The sequence below is a fragment of the Paenibacillus dendrobii genome (assembly GCF_009807035.1).
GTDB lineage: Bacteria > Bacillota > Bacilli > Paenibacillales > Paenibacillaceae > Paenibacillus_AQ > Paenibacillus_AQ dendrobii.
Window position 1 is genome coordinate 60210 of sequence record NZ_WUBI01000004.1, and the last position, 26139, is coordinate 86348.

Annotated in this window: 20 protein-coding genes; 19 read left to right on the forward strand and 1 reads right to left on the reverse strand. The window is 48.6% G+C overall.

Going from position 1 to position 26139, the window contains the following annotated elements:
* The first annotated feature begins 65 nt into the window (after positions 1–65).
* The 7 genes from GRF59_RS21640 (at position 66) to GRF59_RS21670 (ending at position 8400) form a co-directional block, all read left to right on the forward strand.
* Entirely contained in the window at positions 66–797 is a 732-nt protein-coding gene (locus GRF59_RS21640) for a hypothetical protein (protein WP_160499810.1), read from the forward strand.
* A gap of 286 nt (positions 798–1083) precedes the next feature.
* Positions 1084–2640, forward strand: coding sequence for a M23 family metallopeptidase (locus tag GRF59_RS21645; protein WP_160499811.1), 1557 nt, complete (start codon positions 1084–1086; stop codon positions 2638–2640).
* Between the two features lie 244 nt (positions 2641–2884).
* Entirely contained in the window at positions 2885–3616 is a 732-nt protein-coding gene (gene yycF / locus GRF59_RS21650; protein WP_160500266.1) for a response regulator YycF, read from the forward strand.
* Between the two features lie 75 nt (positions 3617–3691).
* On the forward strand, positions 3692–5443 hold the full coding sequence (gene walK / locus GRF59_RS21655) for a cell wall metabolism sensor histidine kinase WalK (protein WP_423802980.1): 1752 nt from the start codon (positions 3692–3694) through the stop codon (positions 5441–5443).
* Positions 5440–6720, forward strand: a complete 1281-nt coding sequence (locus GRF59_RS21660; RefSeq protein ID WP_160499813.1) for a YycH family regulatory protein — start codon at positions 5440–5442, stop codon at positions 6718–6720. Before walK ends, GRF59_RS21660 begins: the two co-directional genes overlap by 4 nt.
* Positions 6721–6789: 69 nt before the next feature.
* Positions 6790–7587 carry a two-component system regulatory protein YycI gene (yycI, locus tag GRF59_RS21665; protein WP_160499814.1) on the forward strand — a complete coding sequence of 266 codons (798 nt, stop codon included), beginning with the start codon at positions 6790–6792 and terminating at the stop codon, positions 7585–7587.
* A 6-nt stretch (positions 7588–7593) separates the two neighbouring features.
* Positions 7594–8400 (forward strand): MBL fold metallo-hydrolase, encoded by an 807-nt coding sequence (locus tag GRF59_RS21670; RefSeq protein WP_160499815.1) that lies wholly within the window; start codon positions 7594–7596, stop codon positions 8398–8400.
* Here the strand turns inward: GRF59_RS21670 and GRF59_RS21675 are convergent.
* Positions 8369–8575, reverse strand: coding sequence for a hypothetical protein (locus GRF59_RS21675; protein ID WP_160499816.1), 207 nt, complete (start codon positions 8573–8575; stop codon positions 8369–8371). The genes GRF59_RS21670 and GRF59_RS21675 overlap by 32 nt on opposite strands.
* Before the next feature lie 718 nt (positions 8576–9293).
* Here GRF59_RS21675 and GRF59_RS21680 point away from each other — a divergent pair.
* The 12 genes from GRF59_RS21680 to GRF59_RS21735 all read left to right on the forward strand — a co-directional run bounded on the left by GRF59_RS21680 (position 9294) and on the right by GRF59_RS21735 (position 25948).
* Positions 9294–10541 (forward strand): S1C family serine protease, encoded by a 1248-nt coding sequence (locus GRF59_RS21680; protein WP_160499817.1) that lies wholly within the window; start codon positions 9294–9296, stop codon positions 10539–10541.
* 118 nt (positions 10542–10659) lie between these two features.
* Positions 10660–10827 carry a CxxH/CxxC protein gene (locus tag GRF59_RS21685; protein ID WP_160499818.1) on the forward strand — a complete coding sequence of 56 codons (168 nt, stop codon included), beginning with the start codon at positions 10660–10662 and terminating at the stop codon, positions 10825–10827.
* Between the two features lie 244 nt (positions 10828–11071).
* Positions 11072–11551: a 23S rRNA (pseudouridine(1915)-N(3))-methyltransferase RlmH gene (gene rlmH, locus GRF59_RS21690; RefSeq protein WP_160499819.1), complete on the forward strand. Its 480-nt coding sequence runs from the start codon at positions 11072–11074 to the stop codon at positions 11549–11551.
* A gap of 334 nt (positions 11552–11885) precedes the next feature.
* On the forward strand, positions 11886–12458 hold the full coding sequence (locus GRF59_RS21695; RefSeq protein WP_160499820.1) for a hypothetical protein: 573 nt from the start codon (positions 11886–11888) through the stop codon (positions 12456–12458).
* A 74-nt stretch (positions 12459–12532) separates the two neighbouring features.
* Positions 12533–13144 carry a hypothetical protein gene (locus GRF59_RS21700; protein WP_160499821.1) on the forward strand — a complete coding sequence of 204 codons (612 nt, stop codon included), beginning with the start codon at positions 12533–12535 and terminating at the stop codon, positions 13142–13144.
* Positions 13145–13156: 12 nt separating this feature from the next.
* Positions 13157–14167: a hypothetical protein gene (locus tag GRF59_RS21705; protein ID WP_160499822.1), complete on the forward strand. Its 1011-nt coding sequence runs from the start codon at positions 13157–13159 to the stop codon at positions 14165–14167.
* A 586-nt stretch (positions 14168–14753) separates the two neighbouring features.
* Positions 14754–15404 (forward strand): hypothetical protein, encoded by a 651-nt coding sequence (locus tag GRF59_RS21710; protein ID WP_237391966.1) that lies wholly within the window; start codon positions 14754–14756, stop codon positions 15402–15404.
* A gap of 37 nt (positions 15405–15441) precedes the next feature.
* Entirely contained in the window at positions 15442–16008 is a 567-nt protein-coding gene (locus GRF59_RS21715) for a hypothetical protein (RefSeq protein WP_160499823.1), read from the forward strand.
* Between the two features lie 62 nt (positions 16009–16070).
* Positions 16071–16529 carry an SMI1/KNR4 family protein gene (locus tag GRF59_RS21720; RefSeq protein WP_160499824.1) on the forward strand — a complete coding sequence of 153 codons (459 nt, stop codon included), beginning with the start codon at positions 16071–16073 and terminating at the stop codon, positions 16527–16529.
* Between the two features lie 42 nt (positions 16530–16571).
* On the forward strand, positions 16572–17078 hold the full coding sequence (locus GRF59_RS21725) for a DUF4303 domain-containing protein (protein WP_237391967.1): 507 nt from the start codon (positions 16572–16574) through the stop codon (positions 17076–17078).
* A gap of 386 nt (positions 17079–17464) precedes the next feature.
* A complete protein-coding gene (locus GRF59_RS21730) occupies positions 17465–20539 on the forward strand; it encodes an AfsR/SARP family transcriptional regulator (protein ID WP_160499825.1) in 3075 nt (1024 codons plus the stop codon).
* A gap of 171 nt (positions 20540–20710) precedes the next feature.
* Positions 20711–25948: an InlB B-repeat-containing protein gene (locus tag GRF59_RS21735; RefSeq protein WP_160499826.1), complete on the forward strand. Its 5238-nt coding sequence runs from the start codon at positions 20711–20713 to the stop codon at positions 25946–25948.
* Positions 25949–26139 lie beyond the last annotated feature (191 nt).

A 26139-nucleotide genomic window follows, 5' to 3' on the forward strand; every position in this document is an offset into this window, starting at 1 on the left:
GAAAGTTTCTCAACTTTCCGTACTAGCAATCATCCAGCATGGTTGGCATAAAGGAGGAAGACGGCATGAAAATTACACGGTGGCTGATCAAAGTGGTACTGACAGTAGCATTGATCAGCGGATTGACCGTAATGACGACCGGAGTTATCGTAAACAGCTATGTGCAATCCCTGCTATCAAGTTTTAATATAACGCTTGAGGGGCAATCTCTTAGCTTGGGCAGTATGATGAAAGGAATGCTAGGCTTCAAGAGCGGAGGCAGCGCTGACAAGACGTCTGAGACGAAAGACAATGCACAAACACCAGAGAAAAAGGATACAGCAGATCTGTCCGGTTCGAATGATAAAAGCTCACTTACCGGCGGCAGCGTCGGGACATCTGACAGCGATATTTCCAGTAGCGGGGAGAATAAACCTGCTGACGGCAGCACGGACGGCAGCAGGGGTACAGACGCTAACTCTGCGGAAAGCGGGGAAGCGCCGGATAACGCGGTGCCGGTCATGGGTCAGGGACTGATCGGGCAATCTGCTGCGGAAAGCCAATCGGCCCAGGATCAGCAGGTGTTAATCAGTCCGGATGATGTGGCCAAGAAAAAGCAGGAGCTGACCACCAGCGAGAAGGAGCAGATCTTCAGTATTCTGATGACGAAGCTGCCCCAAGCGGAGATGCAGAAAATTTCAAGCGCTATGGAGGATGGACTGACGGAAGATGAATTAAAAACGATCGAGGACTCCATATCCAAGTATTTGAGCACCGAAGAGTATAATGTATTAAAAGGGATGCTGGAGCAGGAATAGTATCCGGAATTGAATTAGGTCGACACTCGAAATATCAAATAAACACGGCGTTCATGGAGATAAATGTTATCTTTTTGTAATCAGCATGGATTAACCCTTACGAGTATATAAAGCCCAAAGCCCGCTCCCGGAGCGGGTTTATTTGCTAATTGCACAGAGTTGAATTGTTAACTGACCTTGTGTTAAAGTAGACGAGGGTGTAAAAAGGTATCAAAATTTTAACCTTTTTGTCTAATGATTTGTAAAATCTATGACCCCCGATACACATCGCACAAGGGAGAGTATTATGAAAGGTTTGAGTGATTTTCGCCAAACGGAAGAGACGCAGGCCGAAGAAACAGCGGCAAAGCATGCTTCCGGGCACGAAGAACATGACGGCATGAGCACTTCTACCCTGGGTGGGCCAAAAGGGCGAAGATGGAGTGCTGCCCGGAAATGGATCGTAGGCGCGGCTGGTGCAGCCGTGGTAATTACGGGTCTCGTATTTGCCGGCAATCAATATGTCGATGCCAAGACGGTTCCTTACTATCATGTCTACATACATGGGGAAGAGGTCGGAACGATTGATGATCCGGCACGCGTTGAACAATTATATAGCCAGAAACGGCAGGAATATCAAGATAAGTATCCGGATGTGGCGATGGAGCTGCATACCGAGGGAATTACAACGAAGTTGGAAAAGGGCTTTAAAGCTGAGCCCGAAACTCAGAAAACGATCGACAAGCTTAGCGGTATGCTAAAAGCTTACGCAGAAGGCGTAGAGTTAAAGGTGGACGGCAAAGTTGTAGGCATCGTTAAGGATCAGGCCACGGTGGATGCCGCCTTGGAAAAAGTGAAGCAGAAATACGCGCCGCAAGCCGCGGCAACCGCTGCAGCAAACGGTGCGGGCGTAAAGAAGCTGGCTTCGAGCAAAACGGCCAAGCCTCAATATATTGCAGCGAATCCGGCCGTGAAATCGGTGAACATCGAGGAGAAAGTGACCTTTGCTCCGGTAGAAACGGACCCGAACAAGGTTCTGACCGCTGAAGAGGCAGCCAAGCTGCTGCTTACGGGGAAAGATGCTCCACTGCTTTACACCGTTGATGAAGGCGACACGATCAGTTCGATTGCCGGCCAGTTTCATGTCAGCCAGAAGGAGATATTTGCGAATAATCCGCAGATCAAAGAAAAATACTTGCAAATTGGCGATCAGCTGCAGCTAACGGTACCGAAGCCTCCTCTGACCGTCACGACCGTAGAGAAAGTATCCGAGCAGGTGGCGACAGCGCCTGATATTGAAATTCGTAAATCCAAGGATCTCCCTGCGGGCAAAAGCAAGGTCGTACGTCCGGGTCAGGAAGGCCTAAAGGTTATGAATTATGTTGTCACAAAGCAAAACGGCAAAGTCGTTGATGAGCAATGGGTGGGGCAGAGCGTCGTGAAAGCTTCGCTCAAGGAAGTGGTGCTGCAGGGAACCAAGGTTCCGGGCAAAGGCTCTGGCAAATTCGCTTGGCCGGTGAGTGGTGCCAGAATCTCCAGTTCCTATGGCTCGCGATGGGGAAAGATGCATAAAGGCCTCGATATCGTCTCAGGCAACCGGACGATCAAGGCTGCGGATGATGGCACGGTCACGTTCACCGGACAGATCAACGGATATGGCAACGCCATTATCATCAGCCATGGCAATGGCTATGAAACACTGTACGGGCATTTGCAGAGCATATCGACTCATTCGGGCGCACATGTGAACCAGGGTGACAAGATTGGCGTTATGGGCAGCACTGGCCGTTCCACCGGTACCCATCTCCATTTTGAAATCCATAAGTCGGGTTCCATTCAAAATCCGATGAAATATTTGAATTGATTTTGATCATACACGTTCAGCAATCATACACGAATATCTTATAGACAGGCACTGCCTCTTTCCTTGGGGGTGGTGCTTTTGTTTTGAGAAATATGCATGGATGGTGGGAACAGGGAGGGCGTGATGGCAGTTTTTTTAGCGATATACCGGAAAATCCTTGCTAAAGCGCTTGGACAGGATGTGACGCGAAGTCAGGTATGGTAAAATAAAAGTACGAGTGACTGATGAACGGGGTGAGAAGCGGATGCAGGGAACCATTCTGGTAGTGGATGATGAACAGCCCATTGCCGACATATTAAAGTTCAATTTGGAAAAAGAGGGTTATGAGGTGATCTGCACCTTTGATGGCGTCAGTGCGGTCGAGATGGCGGTCTCTATTCGGCCGGATCTGATGCTCCTGGATTTGATGCTTCCAGGCAAGGATGGCATGGACGTCTGCCGCGAGCTGCGCGCCCAGGGCCTGCATATGCCGATTATCATGCTGACTGCCAAGGATGGTGAGATTGACAAGGTGCTGGGCCTCGAACTTGGCGCGGATGATTACGTCACGAAGCCGTTCAGTACGCGCGAGCTTCTTGCGCGGGTGAAGGCGCAGATGCGGCGCCAGACCAAGCCGGTGGGCACGGAGGCTGCCACAGTGGCCGCGCCTGAGCCCAAGCAAGGCATCCAGTTGTTTGATCTTTTTATAGATACCGATATGTACTTGGTGTACAAAGACGGCGAAGCCTTGGATTTGACGCATCGCGAATATGAGCTGGTGTATTATCTGGTGAAGAATGCAGGTAAAGTCATGACGCGGGAGCATCTGCTCCAGGCAGTATGGGGCTTTGAATATTTCGGCGATGTCCGAACGGTGGACGTGACGATTCGGAGGCTGCGGGAGAAGATCGAGGAGAATCCGAGCAAGCCGGAGTATATTTTGACGCGCAGGGGTCTCGGGTACGTGATGCGCAGTCCCAAAAACGGAGGCCTGTAAATGAAATGGACCTCCTTTTTCCGCACCATTCAGGCGAAGCTGATCATTATTTACGTACTGCTGATTTTGATCGCTATGCAGTTGATTGGTGTTTATTTCGTGAGCGCCATGAAAAACTCGCTGACCCGAAATTTTACGCAGGACCTGCAGGAGAGAGCTGAGCTTTTGTCCGTACTGGCCGCGGAGAAACTGGAGAGTACCGCCGATACAGGAGAGAATAATTCCGTCGAAAGTCTGGGAGCGATCGTAACGAATTTGTTCAACATGGACGGAGCGGAGATTCAGGTACTTGATGCGAGCGGCAAAGTGCTGATCACGTCCAACCAATCGCACGCGGACTACGTAGGCCGCAAAAATACGCAGACCGTGGTCAGCCGCGCGCTTCAGGGCAGCAAGGACAACGAGGAATACGTCATTGACGAGGATAATATCCGCAAGAAAGTCGTGGCCAAACCGGTCATGAACAAAGGTAAAATTGTCGGCGCGGTATACATTGTCGCTTCTATGAAAGATCTGTACACGACGATGGGCCGGGTCAACAATATTTTCATATCCGGCATTTTGCTGGCACTGGGGCTTACCGCCGTTCTGGGCGTGATTCTGGCGCATACCATTACCCATCCCATCAAGGAAATGACCAAGCATGCCACGGCGGTGGCAGAGGGGAATTTCGACCAGAAGATGCCTGTTTTCGGCAATGATGAAATCGGCCAATTGAGCGAGGCCTTTAACTATATGACGACCCGATTGCGGGAAGCGCTGCTGGTGAATGAAGAGGAGAAGGAAAAATTAGCTTCGATTCTGACCAACATGAGCGACGGCGTGATCGCCACGGATGAGGCGGGGCGTATCATTCTGATGAACCGCCGTGCCGGCGCTATTCTGGGCGTGGATGAAGAGGAACTGTCCGGCAGCGGCATCGCCGAAGTACTTGGACTCAGCGATGAACAGACGCAGACGTTCACGGAAGGCACGTATGTCACGATGCTGCTGCAAATGAGCGCGGAAGCGGAGCACTCTTACATGATCCGGGTGACGTTTACCCCGATCCATCGCCGGGAGTTCGGCATTACGGGTACAATCGCGGTACTTCAGGATGTGACCGAGCAGGAGAAGCTTGAAGCATCGCGGCGCGAGTTCGTGGCGAATGTCTCGCATGAGCTGCGGACGCCGCTGACGACGATCAAGAGCTATACCGAGGCGCTGGATGACGGCGCACTGGATGATCCGCCGCTAGCGTCGCGCTTTGTTGGCGTTATTCAGAATGAGACCGGCCGAATGATCCGGCTTGTAACGGACCTGCTGCATTTGTCGCGGCTGGATAACAAAGAGGCCCTGATCCGCAAGCAGCCGACGGATGTACTGGAGATGCTGGAGGATGTGGCGGATCGGTTCTCGTTTCAAATGCAGCAGAAGGACATCCGTTCCGAGGTCAAGGTGGATGCCGGGCTTCGTAAGGCGCTATGCGATCGCGATCAGATCGATCAGGTGCTGGATAATCTGGTGTCCAATGCCATGAAATACACGCAGCCAGGCGGAAGCATCGCCATGGGCGCGGCATGGGCTCAGGGGAGCATGCTGGCCATTTCCGTTCAGGATACGGGCATCGGAATTCCGAAAAAGGATCTCGACCGGATCTTTGAGCGGTTCTACCGGGTCGATAAGGCGCGTTCCCGCAGTATGGGCGGAACGGGGCTTGGCCTGTCCATTGCCAGAGAAATCGTGCTTGCACACGGCGGTACGATTTCGATTCAGTCCGAGCTAGGACAGGGCACAAAGGTGACGTTTACCCTGCCGATGGCAGGGGATGAGGGGGTGGCAACATGAAGGAACGGATGAAATCACTCCTCCTGCTGCTGCTTGTGGTGGGCAGCCTCATACAGAGCTATTACCTCATCTATCGCCTTCCGGGCAGCGATACGGCTGCCAAAGCGATGAACAATTATATCAAGACAGACAACATGGGTCCGCAGGACAAGGTGGAAAATCTGCTCTACCCGGATAAGATGCTGATTCATATGGGCGAAGGCAAGCATACCGTCTTCTATCCGAATTCGACGTTCTATAAGTTGATCTATACCCGCCTGAAGGGACGGAGCTTCGAAGGCTTCCAGCGGCGGTCCGTGGAAAATATGGATTGGAACAAAATACGTAACGAAAATCCGGGGATTGAGCTCACTTTCGGCTCCGGGATCCCGGTATCGCTGCTGCAGAGGGTGATGCAGATTCAGCCAGATTCGCTTTTCGAAGCTGAACAGATTAACCGGATCTGGATATATAGCGCCCCAAGCGACTCGAAGGCGCATGCTCTCTTTTTCAGTACGGAGGGCGATGTGGTGTACGAGGCAGGCAAAGTCGATCTGACCATGCAGGATGTGCAGCAGCATGTCGACTTCGGGAAGAATTGGATTCCATATGCGATACAGGGCAACGGTTCTTATTATCTCCCGGAGAAGCCCGTGGATATGGTAGAGGCGGATCTGGATATTAGTTCTTATACGATTGCGCAAATGCAGCAAAGCCTGTTTTTCGATCCGGGAATTACCCGTTATATTCAGGAAAAGGATGGCTCGGAGATTTATACGGACTCCAAGCGCAGCCTCCAGGTACGTCAGGAGCAGAAATGGATGAGTTACACCGATCCGGCAGCTCCGCCGGCAGGTGAGAGCACGGACAGCAAGGATATTTTGGCGGCCGTCGATTTTGTGAATGAGCATGGCGGCTGGAACGGCACATACCGTCTGGACTTATCGGGTATCGGGACAGAGCAGAGCCAAATTATGTTCCAGCAGTATTACGGCTCCTATCCGGTGCTTGATACGATGAACTTTCATTACGGCACGATGAAGCTGGATTTGCAGCAGGGCAATGTCTCGACGTATGAGCGTTCCCTGATCTATATGAAGACGGGGCAGCAGACGAAACAGATGAAGAAGCTGCCTGCAGGCGATGACCTGAAGGCGCTGCTGACGGCCTTTAGCAAGGAATCGCCGATCGTGGATCTTTATCCGGCCTATTTGCCGGAGCTTGTGACCAAGGGGCTGAAGCTGACGCCGGTCTGGGCCGTGAAGCTGGCGAACGGACAAATCCGGACGATTCGGTAAGCCGCGATCGGACGAACAATCCGTGATCACAGCGATCAACGCGAATGATGAGCAAAAGGAGGCAAAAGGATGGATTGGGGAAGAGCTAAAAATGTGCTGATATACGCTTTTTTGCTGCTGAACCTCGTGCTTGGCTACCAGCTGTGGGCGGACGTGCGCGAGCAGGCAGACACCAGTCTGGACTTTGCCTCCTTGTCCGAGAGCACGCAGAAGGTGATGAAGGAGAAGTCCATCCAGTTGCTGTGCCAGATTCCAAGCATGACGCCGCAGCTTCCCAAGATCATATATCAATATGTGAACGGGGAGAGCATTGGCGGGCAGGTTGTACTCAAGGATAAAATCGAAAGTCAGCTTGTCTTTAGAGATAAGGAATTGGTGAGCGCCCTGAAGGGGGCCATCCCGGAAATCGGCAGCTACCGGTATGATCCGCTGGCGAGCGAGTATACGAGCAAGAGTGAGACCGAACGGGTTAAACAGGCTGGAGCAGCCGGACGGTTCGTGATGCATGCGCTGGTAGATCAGAAATGGCCGCTCTTTAACGATCAGCTGGAGCTGTACTATAGTGACCAGCGGATTATCTCATACCGGCAGTCGCCGATAGAGATCACAACCTCGGGTGAAGAGGAGCAGCAAAAAATGATGCCGGCCAGCAATGCACTCAAAACGCTGGTAGAGCGGCATCTTCCGCCAGGCTCCAACATCAAGGACATTCAGCTCGGGTATTACGGGCAGGTATATAATTCGGAAAGCCAGGTAGCCGCGCCATCGTGGCGGTTTACGCTGGAAAGCGGAGAAATGTATTACGTGCAGGGGATCAGCGGGGACGTGACCGTGAGCAGCCCGAAGACCGAGAAAGAAAGGGAGTAGTGTGAGATGGGAATATCTTTTACCGTGTTATCCAGTGGATCGACCGGCAATGCTACCGTGGTCAGAAATGAAGACACAACACTGATGATTGACGCGGGTTTAAGTGCCAAGCGGATTGATGAGCTGCTAAAGGAGCGGGATGTGACGGGCGAGGAGATTGACGGCATTCTCGTTACTCATGAACATTCGGACCATATCAAGGGTCTTGGCGCCGTGGCGCGCAAGTACGATCTGCCGATCTACGCCAATGAGAAGACTTGGGAGGCGATGGAGAAGTCCATCGGCAAGATCGCGGAAGAGAACCGCATTGTCATGGACAGCGGCGAAGTCCGGGATTTCGGCTCGCTACGCGTGGAGTCTTTCGGCATTTCGCATGACGCGGCGGAGCCGGTGGCTTACTGCTTTTATGACGGGAATGAGAAGCTTAGCGTGGCTACAGACCTCGGCTACATGAGCGATAAAGTCAAGCAGGCTATCAGTGACTCGGACGTGATGGTACTGGAATCGAATCATGATATCGAGATGCTGCGGATGGGCAGATACCCCTGGAATATTAAACGCCGTATTCTGGGCGATATGGGCCACTTATCCAATATCGCTGCAGGTGAAGCACTTAGCGAGCTAATGACGGGCGATTTGAAACGGACCTATCTGGCACATCTCAGCCGCGACCATAATATGATGGATCTGGCGAAAATGACGGTTCGTGACAGTATGGAGGAACGCGGCTGTTTTTATAAAGACAGTGAATTCAAACTATGCGATACGTATTATGACCGCCCTACACCGTGGGATAAGGTGAGTGAACCATAAACTGGTCGAGTTCGGCCGCCTTCCTCTCCACTTCTTCGCGGGTGAGGATGCCCTTGTCTACCAGCAGCTCGATGATCGTGCTGAGGGCAAGGGTATTGCGGTAATGCTCGTCTTTTAAATCTCCAAGCTTGGCCATCATCTGCACATAGTCCATACCGGACGGAAATCGTTCCATAACGTTCTACCTCCTCAAAAGTTCTATACTATACGTAAGCTCTCTACTACTATGTTTTCCAAAAATACGCAATCAAATTCCACAACTCACCAGCATTTGTTACCCGAATAAAATTGGGCCGAAGGGCCTTGATATGTTACAATAGTCTGTACCGGAAAAAACCTGAAAAGCCTTGTGGGAACTGGGTTGAGAAGAAGCATGAGCCCTTCAAGATTCAGGAAATTAACCGGAAGAACTTTGCTTTGAACAGGGCTGATTTCTGCCTGCCTGCTATTATTCTAGTGACTTGCCGGCGAAAATATGCCTGTTTTTTGAGAGAATCATGAATAAACTGAGCTTTGGAACAAAAAGTTTTAAGAAAAATGGATTTTTTTGCTTAAGAGTGGCTTTTTTGTGGTGATTTAAAATAAAGGATATGTCAAACGCAACCTTTAGGGTCATCCAGCAGTTTATATAAATGAAGACTTTTGTACTACAGAAAAAGCAGCACCAAAAAGGTAATCTTTAGGTAGATCGAACAACTGAGTTGAAACAACATGCAGATGATTTTCCTGGAAGATATGTCATGACGATTTTGACAATGGATGCATAAGCTTTATTTTAATTCAAGATAACGATACGGAAGAGGACCGGACGGGATTACATACCTAATGGGGTATTGAAGCTGCAATGATGGCGGATGGTTTTGGGTGCGTGACAACAAAGGGGAGAGGATCACATGGGGCTGTTTCAAGATGATTTTTATTCGACCAAGGTGACGAAGCGCAAACGCGGATTCCGCAAAGATCGCAAGGCGCAGGAAGTCTGGCCGAGATACAGGCGCAGCCGGGGTCTGACGACGCTTCAGATCGCTACGATCAGCTCGGTCATCAGCGCATTTGTGGCGGTGCTGTTGTTCAGCATGATCACGGGTCTGCCTTCCTCCGGGAAAGAAGCGGCCGCAGTGAGCGCCATAAACTCCAAGCAGCTGGATAGCAATGTAGATCCATACGACAGATTGGTGACGGCTGCAGCGAAAGTACGCCCTACCGTAGTAAGTATCGTAAATTACAAGGATGCCAAGAAGGATAAGAACAACCTGGAGGACTCGGCTCTGGGTTCCGGCGTGATTTTCAAAAAGGACAAAGGCCAGGCTTTTGTGATCACCAACAACCACGTTATCGAAGGCTCGCAGGAGCTTGAGGTGGTGACGGTCAGCGGTGAAATGAAAAAAGCGAAGCTCGTGGGCTCGGATAAGGTCAATGATATTGCTGTGCTGGCCGTGAACGACAAGAACATTAACGAAGTTGCGGAGATGGGCGATTCCGGCAAGCTGCGGCTTGGCGAGACGGTGTTTGCCATCGGCAACCCGCTTGGACTCGGCGACACGCTGACTTCCGGCATTGTGAGCTACACGAACCGCATCGTGCCGGTTTCGCTCAACCAGGATGGCGTTTACGACTGGGAGCAGGAGGTCATCCAGACCGACGCGGCGATCAATGAAGGCAACAGCGGCGGCGCGCTCGTGGACCTGAACGGCAAAGTAATCGGGATTAATACGATGAAAATTGCGGATACCGGCGTGGAGGGACTTGGCTTTGCCATCCCGGTGGACCAGGTGATGAAGACCGTCGACGAGCTGATGACTCACGGCAAAATCGCCCGTCCGTATATCGGCGTGTATTCCATGGATCTCGGCAATTCGTATGCCGCGATGGATGAGGATCAGCTCAAAGAGCTGAAGCTGCCAAGCGACGTGAAAGAAGGCGTCGTCGTGCTCGATGCGATCGGCCCGGCACAGGAAGGCGGCCTGAAACTTAATGACGTGATCGTGAAGTTCAACGGTGATCGAATTACGACGACGCTGGAAATGAAGAAGTTCTTGTACGATAAAGTGAAAATCGGCGATACCGTGAAAGTCACGTTCTACCGCGACGGTAAGGAGCAAACGACGAACGTGAAGCTGGCGGAGAAGCCGGACCAATAAGAAAAAACAAGTGTGCGAAATGTCTAAAAAAGGGCTATAATTTGAGTAAGACATCAGCATTTTGCAAAGAATGGACTTATGACAACCGTGTGCAGCACTAGAAGGGATGCTTTCATTTATGTATGTAGTATGCAAAGAACATTTGGAGCTTGCCATTGAAACGTTTGTGGACGAATACGAGGACGCTCCGGACGTGGTGGACCTGAAGGATACGGAATTTTCCGACTGGGACCCACCCGTGCAGTGCGCGCACTGTGAGCAGGCCGGGAAGTTCCTGGTGGTCTAATAACGAAGTGCATAGGGTAAGGAAGGAGCGTGCAGGCACGCTCCTTTTTAGTTGTTGCCAAAGTGTAGAGCGGCGGTTTCTGTGATTTTTGCGGCAGCTATAAGGGATATAGAATCCTGAAAATGAGAGAGATTGAGTCTGCTTAATCTAAGCAGCACACTCGACCCGGAAGAACGGGATGTAAGGCAAAGTCATTTGCCATAATAGAGTACATCAAGAGGTTCGAATGAACGGAGGACATCACATGTTGATTCAATTGATCGGCGTCGGCAAGCTGAAAGAGAAGTATTTGGTGCAGGGCATCGCGGAATACGCCAAGCGGCTGACCCCTTACATCAAGTTCCAGATGATCGAGGTCGCGGACGAGAAGGCCCCGGACACCTTGAGCGAAGCCGAGGTGTCGATCGTGAAGGAGCGCGAGGGTGAACGCATCCTCGCGCAAGTGAAAGAGAGCGCGCATGTGGTCGCGCTCGCCATCAGCGGCCAGCTATGGAGCTCGGAGGAGCTGGCCGCCGAACTCGACAAGCTCGGCACGTACGGGACGAGCCATGTCGTGTTCGTGATCGGAGGGAGCCACGGGCTATCCGATCAAGTGCTGCGCCGCGCCCAGCAGAAGCTCAGCTTCGGGCGCATGACGCTGCCGCATCAGCTGATGCGGCTGGTGCTGGTGGAGCAGATTTATCGGGCGGTGAAGATCAATCGGGGTGAACCCTACCACAAGTAACGGCGAAAAATTTTGTTGTGGACAGTTGGAGAGTGTTGTAGGGGAAGTTGAATAGTTCGACAGAGGGTGTCCCAAAAGTCATAAAATGACGGAGGGACACCCTCTTTTATTTTAATGAGGGAGCGGAGCGCGTAGGGAAGGAGCTGGAGATTGTGCTGAAAGGACAAGACTATATCTCTACCCTTGCCATTTCCAAAATTCAGGCGAAAAGTAGGTAGACTCATGACAAGCGATTAGATTACTATAATGGAAATAAGAGACATACATTGAGCAAATCTGTAGGATATATTCAAGATTCAGGCTGAGTAAGTAAGCGATTAGAGGAGGCCATTTCGTGGGAAGATCATTCGCAAATTTGCATATCAAGTCGAAAAACCTTGAGAAGACTGTCGAAGCATTAAGAGAGCTAAGCGATGGGCATGCCAAAGTATTAGGCAAGCCAAATAATGAGGCTGAAGAGACCAAAGATGTCATGTACGTAAGCAAAAGCAACGAGAACTGGATCAGCGTGCTCCACGATTATTTTGTATGGGGTACGGTGAAGGAGATCGGCAAAACGTTGACCCGGCTTATCGAGGAGCCAGTGATGACCACCGGATATATGAATGAGGAAATATTCGAGTTGTCGTTTTTCGAGAATGGAGACATTCAGGCCGAAAGAATCTTTTGTGAACAGTGGACGAGGGATGAATATGAACAACTCAAAGAAGAGCGTCTTAATGATGACTACTTGCGGAAAGCGTTGGATATCCGTAATGAGGATTTTGAAGACTTAATTAGCATCACGAGTCCGGAAAAAGCCGTAGATAAGCTGTCAGAACTCATAAGAATGTCTTTATGGAGTGATTCGGAGTGGATACCGCACGAAGAAACGCTCAGAAAACGATTTGAGAAATATGAATTTTGAAAATACATGAGCTGTATAGGCACGCTTCCTTGCTTTAAATAGAGATGATGAAGAGCGGAGGTGAGAGAAAAGAAATGGACAAATTAAAGAACAGCGGATTTTATAAACTTAAATTCTTCATAAGTCCGGAAGAGTTTAAAAGCGTTTTGAAGCTTTTTGAACATAAGCAAGCGCAATTTCATCTTACTAATTATGCCCACACAGAGCATGATCAGAATCAGGTGTATGAGGCGTATCAGACATATTATCAGTATTTTGCGGCAGAGGAGAAAAGGAATGATTGTCACCCCTTCTTTGTTTATTCCATTTCTGTTGCGTTTGATGATGAAAGCTCCGGATTTTTTGCGAGAAATGAAGGTGTCCATTTTTCATATTGCGGACAATGGGCAGAGGATGAACTGCCGTGTATCTTGCTTTCATTTCCTAAAGGCTTTCAAATAGATTTGGAAGATAAAAAAGGGAAGTATTATATCTATGAGGATATCCGGGACCATAAGCCGTTAACATATACGTTTTTTGATGAAATAACGGGCGCTATTAAAAAAGTGACAAAGCCGCTTCGCTTCTCGGCGCATGACGTAGATGCTATGAAGGAGCAAAAGCCCTCTGTGCGTATAAGCCATGATGCGATTCACGACTTGAGCAAATCGTGGATTTTCAGTAAATATGGACTTGTGATCAAATAGGAGGATTTACGAATGCGCAAAATATGGAAAAAAAGAATACTGATCAATAATCCTATTGCGCTGGACCGGGTTCAGATCGAGCAGGACTTACGTGGCGGCAACCAAGTAATTGTCCAGTTCTCTCACCCTGAGTTTTATGGCTCCATCTTGGAAGAAGTGGATGAGCTTTGCGCGCGCTGGGATGAGGATTTCGGAGTACGTTTTTACGCCCACTATTCCCTGTCTTTTGATTGTCAAAATCTCTTGCGGATTCCCCATGTCAAAATGCTGCAGCTCAATAGTCTCGTCCAGGCCCATAACACCGAAGCATTGGCCAAGCTGGATAACCTGTACAGTTTGAGCTTAGGCATATACGAGCTGGAGAATTCGGAAATTTTGGGGATTGATACGTTGCGATCTCTAAAAATTTTAAACATTATCTCGGATAAAAAGATCCTTAACCTGCAATATTTTAAAGAGTTCTCTTATCTGGAAGAGTTGCATGTAGGGGGCAAGGTTAAAAACCTTGATGCAATAGGTTATCTGGAGGACTTGAATTACCTCGCGCTGCATTCGATCAGCAAACTGCCGTTACATTTTATTAACCGGCTGAGGAAGCTGAAGAACCTTCGCATTTTGCTTGGAGGCCGAGAGCATATTCAGGAAATTGAAGAGAATGAAATCGAGGACCTGGAAATCAGTAGAGTCCGCGGTTTTCATGATCTGACCAATATTACGGCCTTTCAAGCCCTGAATAGACTTGTTATTGAGGATCAAATCCAGCTGCAAGAAATCAGCTTTAACCAGGAAATGAAGGCACTGGAGGAGCTATCTATCAGGAATTGTAAAGGCTTGACTCGTTTGATGGGAATGGAGCAACTGCCTTTGCTGCACAAGCTTCACATTTTCAAAACGGCAATCGATTTTGATTCCTTTATCAATCAAAAACTTCCAAATTCTTTATCTTCAGTGGAGTTTGCAACTTTCAAAAGTAAAGCAGACCAGGAAATACAACAATCTTTATTAAAATTGGGTTTTCAATAAAAGGGAGTAGTCTTGGCGACCACTTCGTTTCTCCAGAATCCCTCTCCCCCTCTACCTCGTCTGCCTGTGAAGTCAACCCTAATTTTAAGTTACTCGGAGCGAGTTCTGTTGTGAAATTTAATTAGCTGTCAATAAAGTCGGACCATCGTGCGGTAGAAGACCTGTTGACTTGAACCTATGTATAATTAAGGATAATGGAGGAATGCCGAAATAATGTTTGCGATAAAGTTTATCTGTACCTGGGTATTGCTCGTTGCATCATGTTCGGCGGTATGGTGGAGTTTCAAAACAAAAAAGCTTATAACCGTCTCTTGACTGGCGGTCACCGCTAAACTTCTAAACGAAAGCCTCGGTACAGATTATACCAATTATGGTAACTTCTGCTCATATTTGTATTTTGCTGCTTCATTCCAAAGCGGAGTGCAGGTCCGTTTCATTTCAAACCGAGCTATGCCTATTGATCATTATGGTAACAGGAGGAGTATTTATGTACATTGTATCTCGACCAAAACCGCTGTCTGATGGCCGAAACCAAGCACTTACGAAGAAAGACGCCACTGTTTATCCACCGGGCTACCTCCGGTTTTTGCGGCGATTCGGCGAAGGGACTTACAGAGGGTGGTTGAATGTCCAGTTTCCAGATACGGAGGTGCTTAAACCTTTTGCCGAGTACGGGTTATGGGAGCATGACGAAGACAGCCCCATTACTGAGCAACAGATCGGCGAGTGCATCGTAATAGGTACAACGGTGGATGGTGATTTTCTGGCAGTGCATCCCCAGACGGCTGGGCTGCTCTGGCTACCTCGGCACGCGGTACACGTAAAGGCGATTTCTTTGCAGGTACGCGAGCAGGAAGACGATGGAATGTACGCCTTGGTGCTGGACGAAGTATATCGTCAGGTGTATGGAATCAGTCAAGAGGAGGCTGTCTATTATGAACCGTGGACGGGCACTCGGAGCCATCTCTTTTTGCGTTTACCACAAGGGCAGGACCAGCTTTCGCTGCCCGATCTTGCCGGAATGTGCCAAGCGGATTTTCCACCTGATTTGTCCATTGAGACCCAATATGCTTGCTTCCTGTTCTACCGGCAACTAGGTGGCTATGTACGATTGAATTATGCCTACCAGCAAGAGGTGGCCGTCTTCTATGAACAGGATGCGGGGCAGGCGTTTGCCGTTATGGAGCAGTGGCTCTTGTCGAAAGGGTGCGAAGCGATCTCAGGAAATAACAGATGATCTGGGTGCTCCTGAAGTGTGGGAGAGGGAGGTATGCATGAAACTAGTTTTTGCTCTGGATACACATGGAACGTGTGTGGGTCAATTGAGAGATGAACTGCTACCGTTAGAGGAATTAGCAAATACATGGAAGTTTCCCTATGATATCTTTTTTGTATTGCGTGTTTTACCTGAAAGTTATGGTCGAAAAACATCCAGACGTTTTGATAGCAGGGATCATACCCTCGATTTAGATATCAGCATTAGTTATGAGCAGTATCAACGGTTGTCCAAGCATGAGCAACGTGAGGTATTAGGTATTTACCTCTATAACTATCTGTCAGAGTCCGTTGCTAAATATAAACAGCATGCAGATAAGGAAACCCAAAATCAACTACTGGACCTGGTGAAAAAATGGATGCTTAAAAACAATTGGCTAAATGGAAAGATAAATCAAGCACGGAAACTTCTTTCGCAAGACATGGGTCTTTATGAAGTCAGCCAAAAATTGCAGATGCCATTAGAAGAAATTGAGTATATCCTTCTCCGCATGAATGACTATGAGCCAACTGACGTTCATCCTGACAACCTTGTAGTAGGAAAAGCGCTGCCATATCATTTGTAGAAGGCAGGAGAGATATTCAAAACTTACAATAAACTCATGAATAGGAAGAGAGGATCGAACTCATGTATGAGCGTTTGGCAGAAAAACTGAAAACGACTTCCGCTTTAAAATGGTTTCCTGGTCATGGTGCGGAAGAAAGCTGGATAGCAGAAGCCGAAGAGGAATTAGGATTCCGCCTGCCGCCATCTTATCGCTGGTGGTTGATTCATTATGGTTATGCCGGGCTAAATGGCGGGAATATTCTAACGATTGCTGCTCCGGAACACAGAGAGTATTACGACGGCGACCTTCTTTATATACACAGACTGAATATAGCTGAAGAATGGTGGGTAAGCCGGTTTCCCCACAGACTGGACTTGTTCGTGCCGGATAGCGACGAGCTTTATTTTTTTGATACGTCTGCTAGAGATAGTCAGGGAGAATTTCCGGTCATGTGTTATGATCTCATGAATGATTTGATCGACGAGTATGCTTCAACGTTTGCGGAGTTTCTAGAACGGCTGATTGACGAGCGTTCTTAAATAATCTGAGCTGATCGACTAACGGAGAGGAGGGGCGTTGTCATGAAGCCGATGCAAGAAATAGAGACGCTGGCGATAGAGATTGCCGATGCTGCCAGAACGCCTTTTCGCGCTCTTTTTGAAAATGGTGAACGTTACTATTACTGTACGCTATATACTACTGGCGAGGGACATGCGCCAAGCATCTCCGCCTGGTCGTGGGAAGCTTTGGAGATAGAATCGGCCAGGCAAGGAGACGAAAGTGACACACCGGGATCGACGATTGCAGAACTCATCAAATGGTCCTACGCCGATTCGCACTATTGTTGTTTTGGGGATGAGAACTTCGATCACGTTAAACAACGATTTATCGAGCGTCCTTTCAATGCGGATCTTGAGAATGATGAAGGGAGTCACGAGTTTGATTTGAGACTGAAGGCCATGGAGCTGGCGATGAAAATGCTCGATGATGAAGGCGTGTTTGCCTTGAATCAACTGCGAGAGTCAGTATGCGTCCTTGTCGAAGTCATGCCGCCGGATGAGATAAAACCGAAATCGTCCTACGTTTGAATCGGGCAGAATCTCCGGCTATGCAAGTATGGTTGGCGGAAGCGGCGGAGTAGAAGCATCCGCTTTCGGGAACTCTGACCGTCTACTATGTTCCGATTTAATAAAATGGTCGAGATTAAGGAGGATGTAAGCCTTGCGGCCTCTAGGGGAGCATGCTTTTCGTTACCGTTCATAATCTAATTCGCCCTATAGATGTTACGGAGAACCGTATCACAAATAGGGCGATCTATAACGGTCATTAATAACGAGTCAACCTTCTGCCCAATTGTCATCCCACGCAATTCGGCTATGGGGCATGTGTTGTGCAGCCGAAAGCACAGGAATTTACGACTTGAATGTCGAAGTTACTCCTAATTACTCATTTGTTGTCTTATGGAGGGCTATCGATGATTACCGCAACAAAGATGCACATCCCTTATGTACGGCACACCTTGGTTGCTCGTACGGATCTGCTTCGTCTGCTTGATGAGGGTATGGACGCGAAGCTTACGCTCTTATTCGCTCCATCTGGTTATGGGAAAACGACGGCGCTAAGCGAATGGGCCAAACAAAGCGGCAAGCTTGTTGCATGGGTGTCACTGAGCAAGCAGGACGATGATTGGAGCACCTTCTGGAACATGGTCATCGTTTCGATCCAGAATCATGTCGAGGACTTTGGCCTGACCATTTTGCCTCTGCTGGCGGAGGGGTCCTCTGCATCTTCCACATCGATGGAGACGGCGATGAACGTGCTACTAAACGAGTTGAATCAACTGCCGGGTGAGCTGGTCGTCATGGTTGACGATTATCATCTGGCGACGATGCCAGCAATCCAGAATTCGATGAGCTATTTGCTTGAACACCTTCCAAACCACATTCATTTATATATCGCAAGTCGCAACGACCTCCCATTTCCGACAGCAAGATTATTTGCGAAAGGCGAGATGCGGCGGATTACGATCGAGCAATTGAGGTTCCGACCAGAAGAAGTAAACGATTTCTTCCGAGAGACGACGGAGTTGAAACTGTCGACTGAGCAGCTCAATATGCTGTATGACCAAACCGAGGGTTGGATTTGCGGCTTGCGGCTTGCGGCCATCTCACTGAAACGAAGCGGCAATGTGACTGAATCGATCCGTCAATTCAGCGGCCATCAGCAGCACATATCCGATTACTTGCTAGAGGAAGTCATTCGCGATCTGCCAGAGGCGATGCGCGATTTTTTGCTGCAAACTTCCGTGTTAAGCCAAATGAATTATGCATTGTGCGAGGCGGTGACCGGTCAAGCGAGAGGTCAGCAGCAGTTGGAACAACTGGAACAGCTTCAGCTATTCATCATTCCTATGGACGATCAACGCAACTGGTATCGCTATCACCATCTGTTGTCTGATTTCCTGCAGTCGATGCTTGCTCGAACATGGCCTGAGCTATGGGTTCAGGCGAATGCGCGTGCCGCGCAATGGCACGAACATAACGGGTTTATTGTAGAAGCGGCGGAACATTATTTGGCGGGACGGCAGTATGAAGATGTAGCTCGCCTGATCGAAGCGCATCTGTACGAACTTCTTGGAGGCAAGAACACCGTCGTTGCTCGTTGGGTGATGCAAGTGCCTGAGCAATATGTAGCGAGCCGACCGCTTGTTGAGCTTTTTTATTTGCTCGTGATGGTCGGCGTTCGGCAGTTTCATAACATTCCGGATCGAGCGGAACGGCTTCGTGTTCGTTTCGAAGCGTTGAAGGATCATATAGATGCTGACGTATGGCGCATGACCATGGGGGACATCTATTATCTCTGCGGTACTGCTGCCTATGTGAAGAAAGACCTTCTGAGCACTGCTGACTATTTTATCCGTGGAGATACATTTGCACTCGAACAAAGCTTATTTATTCAAGGAGGCAACAATAAGCATTATTCGGTCGAAGAGTTTGAAGACCATCTGGGCTACATTAACGATTACCATGGTGCAGCACAATTTTTCATTCGGATGATAGAGTATTGGAGAGATCGCGTTAACCATCCGTATGCGACACCGATGTATGCTTCCTATGCCAAGGTATTGTACGAGTGGAATCGGCTGGAGGAAGCGGAGGACTGGCTAAACCGCATTATGCATGTAGATGGATTCGCGCCGGTGTCTCGCAATCGGTATCAGCTCTTTGTGGCAGCTTCTAGAATTCAGCAAGCAAAGGGGAACTCACTAGGAGCAGCGACACTGCTAGAACAACTTAAGCTGAAGATCGATTCACCCGATTATGAGATATTCATACGCAAAATCGAAGCGGAACAGGTGAGCTTAGCGGTGCGTCAAGGCGACATTGCGTCTGCTCAGCGATGGTTGGAGCAATGCGGGATGTCGCACTCGGACGAAGCAACGCTGGACCAAGTTTCCGAACAATTGGTGCTCGTTCGTGTACTGGCCGCTTGCGGACAATTCGAATCAGCACTATCTCTCGCAGAAAGACTGTATCATCTGTTGACGAAGGAAGACCGTCTGCGGGACCGCATTCACATTCTGAATTTACAAAGCATGACGTTATATGGCGACAATCAAATGGAGCCGGCGCTTGCGAAGCTGGCTGAAGCTTTGCGTCTCGCCAAACCTCAAGGGTTTATTCGCAGTTTCGTGGACGAAGGCTCGGCGATGGCAGAGCTGTTGTCTATTTATGTGCAGACGTATGGAGACAAAGGTGCGGGATCGAAGGATGCATTAAGTTATGCGCGTCTCGTGCTGCAAGCGTTCCATGTTTATGACGCACATCCACGAGTTCATATCCGATGTTTCGGGCGGTTGCGCGTAGAGACAGAGAATGGCTCTGCGGTCAAATGGCGGACTTCCAAAACCGAGGAATTGATGGCATTCCTCATTTACCATCGTGGCGAGGCGGTAAGTAGAGATCAAATTCTCGATCGTTTGTGGGGAGAGGTGGAGGTAGACCGGGCAGGTGCCCAGTTTAATACAACGACTCACTATTTGCGAAAAGCTTTAAGTCAAATCGGAATTGACGGTATCGTCCAGCATGTGGAAGGCGGTTATCGAATCGATATGAGCCAGTTGTACTGTGATCTCGATGAGTGGGATCGTTTGCTGGCCGCACAGGCGCAAATCGACGACTTAAAGCTGCGTGACTATGCCGGTGAGATTGTCCAATTATACGGAGAGGGCTTTATGGCAGGCACTTCGTACGAATGGGCAGAGCCGACGCGAGTTCGCCTGGAAAGCGAGTACGTCGCAACGTTGCTTCGCCTTCATGAACGTGAGGAGAAGAAGGGGCAATATGATGCGGCTGCGGAACTGCTGCGGCAGGCGCTTGTACATGATCCGCTGAATGAGTCCATTCATGAACGGCTCATTCGCGTGCTGGTTATGGCGGATGACCGCATCTTGGCGATCAAGCAATACGAGGTATTAAGAATGCTGCTTCTGACGGAGTTCGGGATTAAGCCGAAGGAAACGGTCAGGAGATTGCTGGATATAAATTGACGCATATTCCTCCATAAAGGGAGTGTCCCAAGGTTATCAAAAATAACGGAGGGATGCTCCCTTTTCACTAGCATTTGTTTAGGATTTGTTTAGACTGACTGTGATATGGTGAAGCAGAAATCGACATTATTCTGCAGAAAGTTTAGACAAATTGCGGGAGGGGAAACACGCTTGTATAAACGTATTATAAATTTATCGCTTTTGATTTGTATGCTCGTATCCTTAGTATCACCAGGGTTCGCGGCCGCTGAACGGAGTGCTGACGCACCTGCAGCAGTACTGGAGCAAGGATCTCCAAACTCATCGAGTGCTCCGATAAATTCGTTTCAAGATGTTAAACCGACGGACTGGTTCTATGATGCTGTCACGTATGTGAAACAAAATGGAATATTCGGCGGTACGGATAATGACAGCTTCTCGCCCAAAGGCACAATGACTCGTGCCATGTATGTCACTGCACTTGGGCGAATGGCAGGAGTGGATATCAGCCAATATTCAATTTCCTCCTTCTCAGATGTACAAGCAGGCACTTGGTATGCACCTTATGTGCAATGGGCAATTGAAAAAGGCATTACAAGCGGTACAGGTGACCATGATTTTTCGCCGAACGCTGCTATATCAAGGGAACAGATGGCAACGCTGGCTTTGAGGTATTTTGAAAGCTATAAAATACCTTATCAGACCAACGCCAGCCTGACCTCTAAACCTAACGACACAGTCGATATTTCGCCATGGGCGGTAGATGCGGTCGTAAAGCTTTGGCAGGCAGGCTTGCTTCATGGAGATGCAATCGGTAATTTCAATCCAAAGTCAAATGCATCTCGTGCGGAAGCATCCGTTTTCTTCATGCGAAACAACGAAGTTGTGAAGACATGGATTACCCAAAATCGAGTCGTTCCAACACCAACGCCAACACCAACATCACCAACATTAACAACATCAACACCAACATCAACTCCCGACTCAGGCAGCGGTAATGGCGCTAACCCAGGTGACACGAACGCAGGTCCATATATTATTACTTTTGAAACAAACGGCGGTTCGGCCATTAACAGCCTGTCTCTCAAGCAAGGAGCGACGCTGAATCATCTTCCAGATCCAATGAAGTCAGGCTCTATTTTCGTGGGCTGGTATAAAGATAGCGCTTTGTCGGAGCCAGTATATCCAGATGCTATCGTCAACAGAAATATGACGTTATACGCCAGATATGAAGAACCATTCGAAACTCAAACTATTCCTAGTGTGACCAAGTTGGATCAGGACAAAAGCTTTACGATTGGAGTAATCGATGGCACAGGCAGCATGACAGCAGATAGTGTTAAAGCTGGGATGACCTTTGAAGCGCTAACCCATCCTGATTTTGCAACTCATGTGGGTATTCGGGTAGAGGGCTCCAGTGGCGAATTTACAGTAGGTGCAAATAGTGGTGCATTTGAAGAAGGCGGCACCTATCAGCTCAAGCTGAATAACGCCAATCTATCTTTTGCAGGACAAGATAAATCCACTACAACTTACGTATTTACCATTGCTAAACAAGAAGTTCAGCATGTGACTCTGAATCCTGACTTGATTTATATTCCTTCTTCGGAAGTCACGAATATGACCCAGAATGGTAAGGTTGTTACCCCTGGTACGATTCCTGTTATAGACTTGAATGCCGGTGATGGCGGAGCCGTTCAATCGGTGGGTAACGCTACAGAGGGTATATTCCAATATCATGGGAATCAGAATATACAAGTCGGCAATACCGTTGCTATTTATAACGGAGTTGCACCGAATCAGCGTAATCTGGCAACAAGCGCCGACGATGACGGTGAAGTGGCTTATGTAACGATTCGGGCGATCGACGGCAGTACATACACATACGAAACGGCAGACGCCAAAAAAGTTCTCTTTACGCCGGACGTCCTGCCGGTCAGCGATACAGCAGATATGGATGGGGATTTAAGCAATCACTCCATCACGGTAAGCGAGAATACGATGAACTATAGCGACAGCAAATATGCACAATTGGGTCTTACTGCAAGCACCGTTGTACAAGCAGGTGACTTCATCGCCTTCTACACAGGTGTATTCGGTGATGCTTCGTCCCAGCTTGCCGGCTATGCTCAAATTACTGGAGTCAGCTCTTCGGGAACTAACGATGTCATTACTTATACAGATGTAACGCTTGAGCAAATAACGGCTTCGATGGATTACTATACGCAGCAAAATGTAGAAGGAAGTCAGTTGCTGCAGAACACCGATGTAGCGGTTATGGAAGCTCAAATCGAGGATCAAGCTCTGGAAAGCGGATTTGTGAATAAAGCTACGCAGTATTTAGCAGCTTTGGCAATCGATACGGATAGCTTCAAAAAGCTTGACGGCGACTTCGATATGAAAAATTACTCTATTACGTATGCCGATGGCTCATCTGTCTCCGATCGCAATGTTATGCGGTTGAACGGAAATAGAGTACAAGTAGAAAATGTGAGTGTTAAAGCCGATATTGGTACAGAACTGCAACATTTTGCTGATAAGTCCGGTTTAAGCGCTTCTCTTCAAGTGAGTTGCGATATTGTAGTTGACGCAGGCGGCCAGCGCAACATCGTGATTCATTTGACCGGCACCTTCGAGCAAGAAGTACGTGTTTCTCTTTCTGCCGATGCCAATACCGATTGGGGACTATTTCTGGGGTTCATCCCTTATTTGAGAGAATACGAGGTTTCCCCAACCGTAGATACCTATACCTATACAGCGATTAATTTCGACGCTGAAATCGGCACATTTGAGAAGGGTGAAGAATGGAATTGGAATGATAACAGCAAAGTACAAAACATCGCCAAACAAATAAAGGCTCTAATGGACGCTAAGGAAGATTTGGATGAACATTTTAATGGCATAGATTCATTAGATAGCTCATTGCCGGCTCTATATCAGAATATGCTTAATAACGAGACGGACTGGGTCGACCTATTTGATGTAAATCTTGTTGATATCAACATGCGTCTTTTGTTGGGTATCATCCAAGTGGAATTTAAAGGAGATTTTGTCGTAAGCGCAAATGCGAATCTCTCAATCGGTTGTACGTTCAGTTATGAGAATGGGAAGAGATATATATTCAATGTGAAACTTTTTGCTAGAGAAGCGACGAACAAGACCGTAAGTCTGCTAGATGAGAAGTATCAATTTACGTTCTACACCATGGGTACGTTGGGCTTACGGGCAGGTCTTCGGCTGGAGTTGGCAGTAGGTCTATTCTCTACTGAGGCGAATAGCGTAGGTGTGCAAGCGGACGTTGGCGCTTACGTGAAGCTGTGGGGCTACTTCTATTACCAGCTGACCTATCTATCTTCTCAGGGCAAGACCTCCCATTATGCCGGAGCCATAGATCTGGAATTCGGCGTGTTCACGGAAGTGAAATTCAAGGCACAGCTGTTTAAGGGTACCTTCTCGTACGAGCCAACCTTGTATGAGGATGAATGGCCGCTCTATACGGTAGGTTCCCGGCAGAACATTCTTGATTTTGCCTATTCACAAGATGATGCGCCTAGAGTTAATCTGCACGGTCAGTCAACAAAATCGACCATTTTACCGTATAGCATCTTTGATATGAGCTCGATGGATCTGCAGACAGGCGAGGTTACGGAACAATCTTATGACAGATCCAAGGATTTCACGGTAAGCATATCCAACAAAAATTTCATATACGATACTAGGACCAACCAAGTGCTCTTACAGAACTATAATTACGATCCGACTGGCATGGATGCCACCATGACGATCACTTGGAGAAGGGCGCCTTTAACTTTCGGTTCTGCTCCGATTGCGCGTACGATTCCATTACACTGGGACGATCTCAAGGGTAGTTATAGTCTCTACTTGTACTCGCATGAAACGAATGATGGGAAGCTTACGCTATTAAAGACAATCAGCGGGAAGTACAATGATCCAATTCCGGCAGAGCCCGTTCCTACAAGAAAAGGATATAAATTCGTTAATTGGTATAAGAATGATTCCGATGCTGGGCCAACTGCCCTACCGGGTAGAATGCCGTCTTACGACAGCATGTGGGTTGCAAGATGGACTCCGAAGACGGACACCCCTTATAAGGTGGAAGTTTACTTGCAAAATGTCTCTAATGATTCCTACACGCTTAGCGACGAATTCACCTATAAGGGCACAACAGATTGGCCTGCAGCCGCGCGGCCCCCTGCCTATGCGGGTTTTGCTACACCGGCCGAACAGTTCACTACGGTTAAAGGCGACGGGAGTACTGTCGTAAAGTATTATTACGCTCGCAATGTGTACAAACTGACCTTTGATCCAGGCCATGGCGGAACGCCAATCACATCTTCGCTTAAGTTTGGTGCCCCTATTACCGCACCTATCGTGAACATGCCGGGCTATGTGTTTACTTCTTGGCGCGACACGAATCTGAGCGAGAACGTTCCTGCGTCAGCCAATGTTGTTGCGCCTACTATGCCGGCTATCAACACGACTTATAAAGGGATATATAGCTTAGATTCACATGTGCCTATTACAGTGGAGTATTATCTTGGCGATAACACAGGTTCTAACTTCCAACTCATGGAGGCAAAAACCAAGTATGGCACGGCATTTTTAAGATTCGATAATAGAGATATAGGGACAATGGATGCGAGGTGGATGTCACCCTACTCGAAACTCACAACAACGGTACCTTCGCCTTTATCGATTTACGTAGATCCAACCCTGGATCTTCGTATCAAGTTGTACTTCGTTCCTTATTTGTTTAACCTGACATTCGATGCCAATGGAGGCGTGGGCGGCACTGTATCACAGCTTGCATATGGGTCGCCGATAAATCCGCCTACGGTGACAAAACCAGGCTATACGTTTGAAGGTTGGTCACAGTCCGTTCCAAGTACAATGCCCGGTAACGATCTGACCTTCACGGCCGTTTGGCAGGCCACGGGCTATCAGGTATTGTATTATCAGCAGAATCTGGACGATGACGGCTACACAGAAGTGGAAGCCGTTGCCGGCAGCGGCGGAATTGGATCAACAGCTACGGCAACTCCGAAGGATTATACCGGCTTTACCTATGACAGCAGCAATCCTAACAACGTTACCTCGGGTACGGTAACCGCTGACGGAACGCTCACCCTTAAGCTATATTACACACGTAACAGCTACACGTTATTATTCATTGATTCAGTGACGAGTACTAACTATTCGACAGCTCAAGTCAAGTATGGGGCGACGATCGTACCGCCTGCTGATGTAATACCTTCAGACTTTTATCCCCCAGGCTTTGTACTAATAACTTGGGACCCGTTGGAAAATGATACGCCGTCGTTGGAGGCGCCAGAAGGAGCAACCATGCCGGCACACGACGCGAGCTATAACGCAAGGTTTGGATTTCCGGGCGGCCAGCTCGGACTATAGTTTTGGTGAGTTTCGTTATTACCCCGCTGGGAGCGTTTGTCGGTCGAGCCACCGCGGCCGCGGAACTAAACTAGTTGAAGAAGTGGGCTCTATTGGGCTATTTCCGGTCATTTGTACAAGCAGATGATTCGGTCGGAAGATGCCGAGATCGAAATGAAACAGCGATAAGGATTATTGAAGGGCACCCGCTT